The organism is Bacillus sp. AK128, from assembly GCF_053903075.1.
This window is the reverse complement of record NZ_CP096379.1, coordinates 761446-773388: the sequence shown is the minus strand read 5'-3', so window position 1 is coordinate 773388 and position 11943 is coordinate 761446. Positions and strand designations below refer to the sequence as shown.

The window sequence follows — 11943 nt, the reverse complement described above, 5'->3', positions numbered from 1 at the left end:
ATAGCCTACTATTGATCAAACTCATGGATAATGGTGGCCATCATCTTGATTCCATCAATAAAGTCTTGAATATTAATATTTTCATTGGGCGCATGGTTTTGAGATTGATCATTCCCTACACCTACTGATACAGCCGGTATACCTAGCTTTTGACATAAAATATACATCGGCCCAGTACCTGGAGATAAACGGTTGATTGTCGGTGGACGACCATATACTCTTTCAACGTTTTCTACGACCGTTTTCACTAGAGGGTCATCTAAATCGGTTTTCGCTGGGTACTCACCTGATAAATCAATAATCTCTATATCTTCAAATCCATGATGATCTAAGTGCTTCCGTAAAAGTGCTTTAATTTCTTCTGGTTCTTGATTAGGTACCAGACGAAAATCAATTTTCACTTTTGCGGTAGAAGGTAAAACCGTTTTTGATCCTTGTCCTGTATACCCTGATTCAATTCCACATATTGTACATGTCGGTTGAAAAATAAGTCGTTCCTTAAGAGGTGTCCCTGAAAGATTTAAGACAAATGATTCTAGTTCGAGCTTCTTTAATGTTTCCTCCTCTTGGTAGACCATGTCTTCTAATACCTTAACCTCCTGTTGATCAGGTTTAAGAACCTTATCATAAAAGCCTTCAATGAGAATTTCTTCTTTCTCATTTTTCAACGTGTTTAAGGCCCATATTAATCTCCAGGCTGGGTTTTCAATTACTGATGCATTAGCTGAGTGAAGGTCAATATTGGCCCCCTTTACTCTTAGCTCTACATAACACATCCCTTTAACCCCTAAGCTGACCTGGAGCCTACCATCAGGATTCTTATACCCAAATTCCCAAATACAACCGTCGGCTTTTAATTTTTCAGGATATCTTTCTGTAAACTCTTCTAAGTGGACACTTCCAATTTCTTCTTCACCTTCAAAAATAAATTTGACGTTAATTGGTAACTCACCATATACCTGCTGATAAGCATGTACAGCTGCAACTCTAGCCATTAAATTGCCTTTATTATCAGCGACTCCCCTTGCATACATTTTTCCATCTCGTATTTCTGCACCGAATGGATCACTATGCCAAAGTTCAATCGGGTCTTCTGGTTGAACATCGTAATGATTATAGAAAGAAAGTGTCTTCTTTTTATCAGTGTTTATTTCTCCATACACAACAGGAAAACCTGAAGTTTCTAATTGCTCTACTGCTGCGGTTGTAAAAGTAGTTAAATATTTTTCAACCATATCAGCTGTTTCTTTCATTCCTCGGTTTTGAGCGGCCACACTCGGCTGGCGACATAACTCCTGCAGCCATTCAATATACATGTCTTTATTTTCCTCAATAAATTGATATATTTTGTTCAAAAATATCACCCCTTTGTTGGAAATATTCCATTTACAGACACTGACCGTATATATTCCGTAAATTGTTAAATTAGTATATTCTTCTAAATTTTACAAATTCCTTTTATTTTCTTAATATTTTTTACATTTAATTTACTTTCTTTTATTTGAGAATATATTTATGCTGCGGAATAGATTTTTTTCCTCTAAATTCAATCCAAGCAATGATAGATTCAAAAAAAAAATAGGACTGGATTCATATCCAGTCCCATTACAAAATTATTCTTCCTCACCAAATCGCTCAACAAAAGCGGCAAGTGTTCTTGACATAACACCTGTGGCCCCTGCTGGACCTAGATCATATTCTGCTGACGTTGTTGCTGTTCCAGCGATGTCTAAGTGCACCCAAGGAGTGTGATCGACGAATTCACCAATAAATGCTCCCGCAAAAATAGCATGGCCGTCACGACCCGGGGAATTGTTCATGTCTGCCACATTACTTTTTCTTACACGTTCCTTTACATAATCTGTGATTGGTAGTCTCCAGATCATTTCACCAACTTCATTAGAAGCCTCTAAAACCTTTTCAAATAATTCTTCATTATTTGTCATTGCTCCAGTAATTTTATTCCCAAGTGCCACAATCACTCCACCCGTTAATGTCGCTACGTCCACTAAGTAATTGGCACCATGATGCTTTGCATAGGTGACAGCATCAGCTAATGCTAAACGACCCTCAGCATCGGTATTTAAGATTTCAATCGTCTTTCCACTCATCGAAGTAATGACATCATCTGGCTTAAAAGCATCTCCACTAATCATATTGTCCGTCGAAGGGATGACAGCAACGACGTTTTGATCTGGTTTTAGCTGACCGATAATTTCCATTGCGCCTAACACAGCAGCTGCTCCGCCCATATCTGATTTCATACCTACTAGGCCGTCTTTTGGTTTAATAGAGTAACCACCAGAATCATAGGTAATCCCCTTGCCGACTAATCCAATAACATCTGTCCATTCTGCCTTACCTTGATATTTAAGGACGATCATTTTCGGACGTTCGACAGATCCTTTATTGACAGCAAGTAAAGCACCCATGCCTAGCTTTTCCATGTCCTCTTTCTCAAGAACCTCATATTCAAAATCATATGTACCTGCAAGCTCTACTGCAAAATTGGCTAAATCAGTAGCCGTTAACATATTTCCAGGAGTATTCACTAACGTTCTTGCACTGTTAGTACCTGTTCCGTATGCAAACCCGACCGTAATGCCTGCTTCTACTTCTTCAGCATCAGAGTTCGTGTACACCGCAACAGATGTCAGCCCTCTTTCAGGTTCATTGGATTTTTGCTTGTAATCTGCAAATTTATAAGTAGCAAGTGGTGCTGCTTCTCCTAACGCATGAGCCACATCTATACTTTCTACTCGTTCAGAGACGAAGGTATCTAATACAAGGTCTACATTTTCTAATTTCGCCTTTTTAGCTACCTTGAAAAGTTTACCAAACACACTTCTTACCACTTCAAAACTGTAATCATTTTCCTTACCTAGACCAACAAAATAAATTCTTTTTGTTTCTAATTTTCCTAACGTATGTACTTTTGAGATTTCTCCTTTTTTACTAGAGATATCTCCTTCTTTAATCAATGATGCCAATTGATCGCCTAGGGCCAGGTTCACTTCTCCTAATAGTCCTTCAAAAGAAGTTGTTTTCTCAAAAATCCCAACCACTAGCGTGTCACGAGAATCATTAAGTTTAAAATCGTTTTTAACGGTAAACATGAACAGTACACCTCCATTTATTCCTTACTTATTTCATTATAAAGAAATTATAAAAATATTTCGAGTATCTAATCATCCTCTAGATATAGATAGAGGCTAGGAAGCGGTGGTAAGGTATTTACCTTTTCATAAGGGAGTCGATCTATATTTTGTGGTATAATAACTAAACACCGTTCGATAAAAGAGTTAACAATTTCCAAGTTGACTCCCCAATAAGCTGGACGATATTTTTGTATATATAAGTGCCCTGCTTGCATCATTAACCTAGCACCCTTTACATTGCCATATTCATAATGGTAGATTGCGACGGTCATTTGAAGGAGCCCTTTCAAGAACAAGTTATCCTTATCCGTCATCCATATATCTTCTAATAAATCATGGCAGGTGTAATAATCACCTTCATTAAACTTTATAAAAAAATCATAGTATTCCATTGGGTAATTCATTAGCATTCCCCCATTATTTAATGGTACCATATTTACTTATCAATTTTTATGATAACTAACACAGAAAATACTTACACGATGGAAGGATGTCAAAATATGAGTTTATTATCTAATTTCCCTTTATGGGCTGCGCTTGCCGCCATTGGTTTTGCGCAATTTGTAAAAGTCCCGATTCAATTTATTGCATCAAGAAAAATAGATTGGTCTTTACTTACAAGTACAGGCGGAATGCCTAGTTCGCACTCTGCTGCGGTCACTGCTTTAGCTACTGCCGTCGGAATTGAAGAAGGAATGGGTTCTCCTATTTTTGCAGTAGCCACTGTGTTTGCGATTATTGTTATGTTTGATGCAACAGGAGTTCGCCGCCATGCTGGTGAACAAGCAACGGTGTTAAATAAACTAGTTACAGATTTCAACAAATTTGTGGAAGAAGCCTTGCATTGGCAGGAAAAAGAAGAACAGGAGAAGAGAAAAGAGCTAAAGGAATTACTAGGTCATCAACCCATTGAGGTTTTCTTTGGAGGTCTTACTGGTATTCTCTTAACGCTCGCACTCTATCACTTCATCGTTTAGGGGGAGTAACATGAGGCTCATTTCAATATGCCCTAGTAATACGGAACTATTAGTCTATTTAGGTCTTGAAAAATCTTTAGTTGGAATTGATAACTATTCAGATTGGCCTTTACACATTCAAGATTTACCCAAACTTGGGCCGGATCTTTCTATTAATATGGATCGGTTGGAAGAATTAAAGCCTGACTTAGTATTAGCATCCCTTAGTGTACCTGGCATGGAAAAGAATGTAGAGGAACTAGAAAGAAGAAAGATCCCTCACATTGTATTGAATCCACAATCCTTAGAGGATATTGCAAATGACCTATTACTGGTCGGAAAAATGACGGATACTTTTGAGATTGCCACTAACATTGTGAATCGATATAAACAATTTATTAATGAATATCGCGAACTATCAACTAAAATTAAAATAAAGCCTAGCGTATATTGGGAATGGTGGCCAAAGCCGGTTTTTAGTCCTGGTGGAATCAATTGGTTGACTGAAATTAGTTTATTGGCAGGTAGTACGAATATTTTTGCACACCGGAATGTAGCAAGCTATCAATCTGAATGGGAAGAAATTGTTGCTTTAAACCCCGACCACATATGCATGGCGTGGGTTGGTGTTGATCAGCAGAAAATGAAGCCTGAATTAGTGAAGAAGCGTTTTCAAGCTGAGCTGATACATGCTGTTGAACATAACCATATCTATGTTCTTGAAGAACCCCTATACTGTCGTCCTTCTCCGCGATTATTATTAGGACTTAAAAAGCTTGCACCTTTATTACATCCATCCATTTATCCAAAAGATGATGGAGTAGATCCACTTCGACTAGATTGATAAAAAGCGCTCAGCTGAGCGCTTTTTTTAGCTTTTTGTATCTTTTAAGTATTGCTGGCGGAACACCTGCATTGACTCATTTTCGTTTAACTGTGCTAAGTCGGCTTCAGTTAGCTTGCCATTCCCCTTCTTAACTACGTATACTTCAACATTCTTCTTACCCCAATGCTCATATACTTCTTGTACGGTTTCGTAATACAAGTCTACTTTATTTCCTTTTATGGCTCCACCTTTATCAGCTACTACACCGTATCCATAGCCAGGAATAAATAGAATCGTTCCAATTGGAAACACACGAAGGTCTGCAGCTACTGTTGAATATAGATCTCGCTTTACCTTAACCCCTGAATATGTGATTCCATATTGAGGGTGATCCGGTGATTTACCAGTTGACTCTACCCCTGCTGTATAACCTGTTGCTGTCACAACCGTTGATGGATACTGAGTCCAATCAATTGCATCTTCTAACGTAAGTGAATTAGATTCAGCATGACTCGATGAAATGGAAGTCGCTTCAGCTTCATGTCTTTTTAACGTTTTAAAGCTTAAATTAGTATCTCTCACTGAACTATTTTCAATAATCCCTTGATTAGCTCCGTAAAAGGCTGAATAAAAGGGGTGATCATAACGATCCCACCATTCTGTCAGTTCCTCTGCCTGAACACCTGAAATGGAAGTATACGTTGCCGAAACTGCTAATAAAAATAAAACAGTCATCATTGTTCTTTTTAATAAAGTTGTGTACCTATTCATTTTTATAGATTCATCTCCTCTCACGAATCTATTCATTTCCAATTGTTGAATTTTTTATTCATAGAAAAGTTAAAGAGATGAAATTTTCTGATAAGATAGTCTTCTGAATAGAACAAAAATTCATAAGGGAATGGTTTATAAAAAGTGGATTTCTAAGGACATATGACAGTATATCGGGTAAAATGGGGGTCGCAAATAAATTTAAAAAGCAGCAAAATTTCTTGTTACCTTGTTACCTCCAAGAAACAAAATAAAAAAGCTCACACATTTTTAAGAAACGTGTGAGCTCCAACCATTAAAACATTTGATAACCTTTTGATCGTAACGTTTTTATAACTAATCCTGAGCAAATAGCACCCAATAGTCCGAACAATAATATAGTAATATCAGCAACAGCAAGTGAAGTTACTCTTTGCCCTAATTGAGAAAATGAAGCCTGTGTATTTGTAAAATAATCTATGAATCGGATATTATCAACAATAAAAACAAAGATAATTGGATAGATAATCGCCATTACCCAAGTAGCTCGTAGTAGCATATTTAATAAGAAACCAATACCAAAAAATAAAACAAAAAATAACAATAAAGAGATTAATAAAACCGGGACACTCATATTCATCATTCTTCACCTCCAGCACACACATCAAAAGCAGTTAGCTTATTGATACATAAAGCTTTCCTCTTTTAACCTAATGATAAGTGTACTGAATTGTCTATAGCAGGTCAACATTATCAGCTAACGTTCACTGTATTGTCGGAATTACCTAGTTGTCTTTTTACCTGATCCAGAACAGCAAGAGCAAGTCTCAGATCCACCAAGTAGTAATTGAAAGTAACCGTTTCCAGAACAATACGGACAATCTGCTTGTTGTTGATCATATAGTGTCTTTTCCATTTTTTTGCCCTCCTGAAATAATAATTTAAATTTTCTGATAATATATCATTATTTACAGGAAAACAAAAGTTTCATTTTTCTGAAAATACTACGATGAAAGCGAATACATCTTATTAAATCTACTGATTTTACCGAATTCCTTTCATTATCGTTAATCCCACATAATTTTTATTTTTTTTGAAAGGCTTCTAATAAAAAAGCTTATAGGCAGTGTAACCAAATTGATTACCAGGGTTAATAGTATCATTTATGGAGGTTAACTGATTTTCTTGCATCTCCATATAGTATCGAAGTAATACGGACGTTCGGTCATCCACCTTTAACTGCTCAGGACTCTTAAATATCGCTTCAAACAATTCATCTTCCTGAGTAATTATTTTCTGGTTACCCACCATTTTTAGTGAGAAAATGATCATATTGTCACTAATTCTATTGTCGATTACACCTGATCTAACACCAAGAATTCCTTGAACAGTACAGGATATACCCGTCTCTTCCTTCACTTCTCTTAGGACAGCTTGGTCAATGGTTTCATTTGCTTCCACAAACCCTGCAGGTATCGACCACATTCCCTTTAATCCTCCATACTTCTTTTTAACAACTAGCCATTCCCCGGCATCATTCACCACTAATCCCGCAACTGCCAACCAGACATTCCCTCGTTTACTAGACAAGCCTCTCACCTCTTAAAACTTTTTATATAATTTCTAAAAGAAAAAGACAAGGATTTGTCCCTTGTCTTTTCTGTTAAAGATGTATTAGATGAAGTTCCATTTACCTTTTTTAATAACAAGTAATGGTCCACCAATTAAAAATAAAGCACGGTTATCAATAACCTTCTTCATAGCTGCTGCTTTCCAGCCGACAATCTTTTTACCATATACTGTTCCAATTGCATCATCATGGCCAAGCGAACATACAGTTCCTTTTAAATCAGGCTTAAACTCTTCCAGATTTCCTTGATCACGGATTAATACAGCAAGATTATTTGCACATGTAACACCTTGCTGCATTGCAATTTGAGCAGTCGGTGGATATGGTCTATTAATTTCTTCGTTAATGATCAATGAAGAATCACCTACGATAAACACATTATCATGACCTGGTGCACGTAGGTATGGATCAACCTTCACACGTCCGCGCATTGCTTCAAAACCAGATTCTTCAACAATTTCATTACCACGTACTCCAGCTGCCCAAATTACAGTAGCTGCCTTAATTTCTTCTACTTGATCATCCTTAGCAACAATGATTCCTTCTTCTGTACATTCCTTAATCGCTGTACCAATTCGGAATTCAATGCCTTTTCTCTCTAAGTAGTTTCTTGCATAGTCAACCAGCTCTTCATCGAATCCAGGAAGAATCATAGGAGCAGCCTCTACACATAGTACTCTTACTTTATCACGATCAACGTCGAATTCTTGGCAAAGTTCAGGAATACGGTTTGCTAACTCACCAACTAGCTCGATTCCAGTAAAACCAGCCCCACCTACGATAATCGTTAATAACTCATCTTTCTTTTCCTTCATGTTAGAATACTTTGCAAATTGATACTCAATATGCTCTTTAATTTGTCGAGCAGAGTTTATATTAGCAATTGAAAATGCAAATTCCTTTAGACCCTTGATGCCAAAGGTTTCCGACTCGTAACCTAGACCTACAACTAGATAATCATATGTAACTTCTCCGTTTTGTAAAGTTACTTTTTGTTCTTCTGGTACAATTTTCACAACTGTATCTTGAACAAAATTAATTTTATTACGATCAATAATATCAGCAATCTGAATACGTGTGCGGTCATGGTGAAGCGTTCCCGCTGCATTTTCATGTAACCAAGTTGTTTGGTAATGATAGTCATTATTATTAACTAGTGTAATGTCAGCTTCGTTAACTCCTAGCTTTTTTTGCAGATTAACGGCTGTCATTATCCCACCATAGCCTGCTCCTAGTATTACTACCTTTGGCTTCTTCAAACTAATCACATCCATTTAAAATTTTAGGTTTGTTGCTTTGTGATACTTTTCACTAAGTAGTGCAAAAAATAAGAATATTGTGCGAAAAATGTCATAAAAATTTAATATAATATCTATCCTCATATTATTCTTTTTCAAATGATTTTTCAACCCTTAAACTCGTTACAACTTGACATTCGAATGATTAATATAAATCACTTATAGATAATATATGTAGTTTTATAAATTACATTTACCAATTACTAAAAATACTGAAGATTTACTACTAGGTTTATTAATTATTTGAGAGTAAGTTTTTCACATAAGTATTAAGAGGCTGGAACAAAACCTAATACCCAGTCTCAAAGACGAATAATCTCAAAATTAGTCTACCTATCAAATATAATACTGTTTTCGTTTTTTTTATGTTATTAACTAGTTAAGCTGGAAAAATAGGGTTGTTCCATTGCGCTGCAGCCGCTCGCTTTCCGCGGGGAGGAATCTGAGCCTCCTCATAGAAAAGTGGAAGTGCCCGGTTAGCTCCGACAAGCAAATGTTCCTACATCAAGAAAAGGGTGCTCTTTCCCATTTCTTGATGTAGGGTTATTTGACCTCGAGGAGCTGGGCACTGCAACTAGACAAGCTACGCCTGCGGGGTCTCAGCCTTTCCTCTATCTCCCGCAGGAGTCGAGCGTCTTCCGCTCCATTCCACTAGTTTAAAAAAAGAATGCAATTATAAACAAATCAATAAAAGTAACAAAAAAAACCCGAACTAGCAGGTGAAAGATACTCGAAATATCACCTAATTGTTCGGGTTTTACCACTAACTGAAATACTTATGTCCCAGCCTCTTCTTCTATTTACCTATTTCCCTGGCGGCGCTTCGCTTCTTGCTCTATTTTTTCTGTTTTATGATCCTGTTCAGAGCCATAATGGAAATTAGTTAGTTTTCCTGTGTCCGGTGGTTGCTGCAAATTTTGTTTCTGATCCATGACTTCCCTCCTCACCTGTTTTTCTTCATTAGTTTGCTCCAAATAAATTACCACTCACTTGGAAATTACCTCCACACTATAAGCTGGCTGACAAAATAACTTAAGTTTAAAAACATCAAAAAAACGACTCCTTTAAAAAGAGTCGCCAGCTTATTTCAACTATGTTGTTGCAACAAGGTCTTAGAAAAAAGCCTATACTATTAACAATCCTCTGGTGTTCCTGCATTTGCAGCTGTTCTAAAAGAAGAGCCACACCCACATCCTGCAATCGCATTTGGGTTATCAATAGTAAACCCGCCGCCCATCATCGATTGTTTAAAGTCTATTATTACTCCATTTAAGATCGGAGCACTTTCCTTATCAATAACAACTTTGATTCCATGTTGTTCTAGCTCAGCGTCATCGGCCTGCTTTTCTTCCTCAAAGCCAATTCCATAAGAAAGCCCACTACAGCCTCCCCCTTTTACACCAACACGTAAAAACATCTCTTTGCCTTCTTCTTTCATCATATCTTTAATCTGATATCCGGCTGCCTCAGTAATCGTAATCATAATGAAACCTCCTTTTCCATGCTCTTACTATATAGTATACAAACAATTGGTCATTGTCTCAAATAAGTCGCTCTACTTATAAAAATATACGCCTTCGGTAATCACTTCAGCTGGACCTGTCATATATACTTCTCCACTATCAGCCCAAGTAATCAATAAATCGCCACCAGCTAAATGAACCGTTGTCTCTTGTCCTCTTATTGTCTTTTCATTTAACACAGAGGCAACCACTGCAGCACATGCACCTGTTCCACAAGCCTGTGTTACACCAGAGCCGCGCTCCCACACTCTAAAGTGGATTTCCTGATCATTCACGACTTCTACAAACTCAACATTGACACTCTCAGGGAAGCGAGGGTCTTTCTCAATGATCGGCCCCAGTGTTGTTACTGGCGCTACATTAATATCGTCCACATACATAATACAATGAGGATTCCCCATCGATACCGCAGTTAGATTGAACGTCTCTCCGTTTACTAAAAAAGGTTCATTTACAATTTTCTCAGCAGATTCACCGAGCATAGGTATCTCTTCTCTCGATAAGCGTGGCTTACCCATATTTACCGTTACAGAATTCACTTCTCCATTCTGCTCATGAACTGTCGCTTCAACTAACCCAGATAAAGTCTCAATAAGGAATTTGTTTTCTTCTACAATTCCATTTTCATACGCATACTTTGCGACACAACGTAATCCATTTCCACAATTTCTTCCCTCAGACCCATCATTATTAAAGATTCGCATCTTAACTGGAGCCTGTTCAGATGGACAGATTAAAATTAACCCATCAGAGCCAATCCCTGTATAAACAGAGGAAACCTTGACCGCTAAATCAGCCAGGATTTCTTCTTGCAGTTCAGTCTTAAAGACATCTATATATACATAATTATTTCCTAGTCCGTGCATTTTTGTAAAAGGAATTCGTTCCATCGTTAAACATCTACTCCAATTCTGATTAAAGTTACTATTTATAATAATAGTATAAATTCATTTTTCTAGTAAAACAACACGGATCTCCTCAGGACATTAGTAGGAAAAAAGATTGAGTTAAGATCTAATCTCTAGTACATTTAGATTAGATAATTTGTTGAATTTTTGGGGGAGAGCTCTTTGGAAAATATGGAGATTTTATTTGATAAAACCGTAACATGTGCTGCTTGCTCTAATACTTTTACAACAAAGAAGGTTCGCTCACGTTTTTTACGAGTACTTAAATCTGATTCTGATTTTTGTTCTTATTATGAGGATGAGGAAAACAGTCCTTTATTATATTATGTAAGTGTTTGTCCGGATTGTGGCTATTCTGTTTCAGAAGAATTTTCATCATCATTTCCTCCACAAACACTTCAGTCTATACAATCATCAATTGGTTCCAATTGGGTAACAAAGAATTATGGACATAAAAGAACAATAAAAGAGGCAGTCGAAACATATAAGCTTGCCATTTATAGTGCAACCTTAAAAAAAGAAAAGAATATTGTGCTAGCTGGGTTATATATGAGGCTAGTGTGGATTTTTAGAAAAGAACAGGATCACAACCAAGAACTTCGCTTTATGAACATGGCCGTCAACGCCTACGTAAATTCCTACTTAAACGAAGATTTTAAAGAAACAGATATGACTGAAATTAAACTCTTATATCTAATTGGAGATCTATACCGCAAGCTCGGTGATGATCGACAAGCGATTACCTATTTAACAAAAGTCATTCAACAAGAAAATAAAACATTAGAAAAGCGCATGGTTGTATTGGCAAGAGAATCCTGGCAAGAGTTACGAGAAAACCAAAAAACATAAAACAAAAGAGAGGATTCACCTTATAGGCAAATCCTCCTTTTTTAA

The 11943-nt window shown here is 36.9% G+C and carries 14 protein-coding genes; 3 read left to right on the top strand and 11 right to left on the bottom strand.

Annotated features, from left to right (window positions below):
• Nucleotides 1–8 precede the first annotated feature (8 nt).
• From M1D60_RS03500 to M1D60_RS03490, 3 genes are all read right to left on the bottom strand, one after another.
• On the bottom strand, nt 9–1364 hold the full coding sequence (locus M1D60_RS03500) for a M20 family metallopeptidase (RefSeq protein ID WP_456277829.1): 1356 nt from the start codon (nt 1362–1364) through the stop codon (nt 9–11).
• 249 nt (nt 1365–1613) lie between these two features.
• Nucleotides 1614–3116 (bottom strand): leucyl aminopeptidase, encoded by a 1503-nt coding sequence (locus M1D60_RS03495; RefSeq protein ID WP_456277828.1) that lies wholly within the window; start codon nt 3114–3116, stop codon nt 1614–1616.
• A gap of 68 nt (nt 3117–3184) precedes the next feature.
• Entirely contained in the window at nt 3185–3568 is a 384-nt protein-coding gene (locus tag M1D60_RS03490) for a DUF309 domain-containing protein (protein ID WP_456277827.1), read from the bottom strand.
• 90 nt (nt 3569–3658) lie between these two features.
• Here M1D60_RS03490 and M1D60_RS03485 point away from each other — a divergent pair, with 90 nt between their 5' ends.
• Nucleotides 3659–4135, top strand: coding sequence for a divergent PAP2 family protein (locus M1D60_RS03485; RefSeq protein ID WP_456277826.1), 477 nt, complete (start codon nt 3659–3661; stop codon nt 4133–4135).
• A gap of 10 nt (nt 4136–4145) precedes the next feature.
• Nucleotides 4146–4958 (top strand): cobalamin-binding protein, encoded by an 813-nt coding sequence (locus tag M1D60_RS03480; RefSeq protein ID WP_456277825.1) that lies wholly within the window; start codon nt 4146–4148, stop codon nt 4956–4958.
• Nucleotides 4959–4985: 27 nt separating this feature from the next.
• Here M1D60_RS03480 and M1D60_RS03475 read toward each other — a convergent pair whose 3' ends face one another.
• The 8 genes from M1D60_RS03475 to dapF all read right to left on the bottom strand — a co-directional run bounded on the left by M1D60_RS03475 (nt 4986) and on the right by dapF (nt 11031).
• Entirely contained in the window at nt 4986–5711 is a 726-nt protein-coding gene (locus M1D60_RS03475; RefSeq protein ID WP_456277824.1) for a 3D domain-containing protein, read from the bottom strand.
• Nucleotides 5712–6006: 295 nt separating this feature from the next.
• Nucleotides 6007–6330 carry a YuiB family protein gene (locus M1D60_RS03470; RefSeq protein ID WP_456279343.1) on the bottom strand — a complete coding sequence of 108 codons (324 nt, stop codon included), beginning with the start codon at nt 6328–6330 and terminating at the stop codon, nt 6007–6009.
• A 141-nt stretch (nt 6331–6471) separates the two neighbouring features.
• The gene (locus M1D60_RS03465) at nt 6472–6606 is read right to left on the bottom strand and encodes a YuiA family protein (protein ID WP_456277823.1); all 135 of its coding nucleotides are present in this window, start codon (nt 6604–6606) and stop codon (nt 6472–6474) included.
• A 188-nt stretch (nt 6607–6794) separates the two neighbouring features.
• Nucleotides 6795–7280, bottom strand: a complete 486-nt coding sequence (locus M1D60_RS03460) for an NUDIX domain-containing protein (protein WP_456277822.1) — start codon at nt 7278–7280, stop codon at nt 6795–6797.
• A gap of 84 nt (nt 7281–7364) precedes the next feature.
• The gene (locus M1D60_RS03455) at nt 7365–8594 is read right to left on the bottom strand and encodes an NAD(P)/FAD-dependent oxidoreductase (protein ID WP_456277821.1); all 1230 of its coding nucleotides are present in this window, start codon (nt 8592–8594) and stop codon (nt 7365–7367) included.
• 824 nt (nt 8595–9418) lie between these two features.
• Complete coding sequence (locus M1D60_RS03450) at nt 9419–9550, bottom strand: hypothetical protein (protein WP_456277820.1); 132 nt, start codon at nt 9548–9550, stop codon at nt 9419–9421.
• Between the two features lie 200 nt (nt 9551–9750).
• Nucleotides 9751–10101: a HesB/IscA family protein gene (locus tag M1D60_RS03445; RefSeq protein ID WP_456277819.1), complete on the bottom strand. Its 351-nt coding sequence runs from the start codon at nt 10099–10101 to the stop codon at nt 9751–9753.
• A gap of 72 nt (nt 10102–10173) precedes the next feature.
• On the bottom strand, nt 10174–11031 hold the full coding sequence (gene dapF, locus M1D60_RS03440) for a diaminopimelate epimerase (protein WP_456277818.1): 858 nt from the start codon (nt 11029–11031) through the stop codon (nt 10174–10176).
• A 189-nt stretch (nt 11032–11220) separates the two neighbouring features.
• Between dapF and M1D60_RS03435 the strand changes: the two genes are divergently transcribed.
• Nucleotides 11221–11898: a DUF2225 domain-containing protein gene (locus M1D60_RS03435; RefSeq protein ID WP_456279342.1), complete on the top strand. Its 678-nt coding sequence runs from the start codon at nt 11221–11223 to the stop codon at nt 11896–11898.
• The last annotated feature ends 45 nt before the right edge of the window (nt 11899–11943 follow it).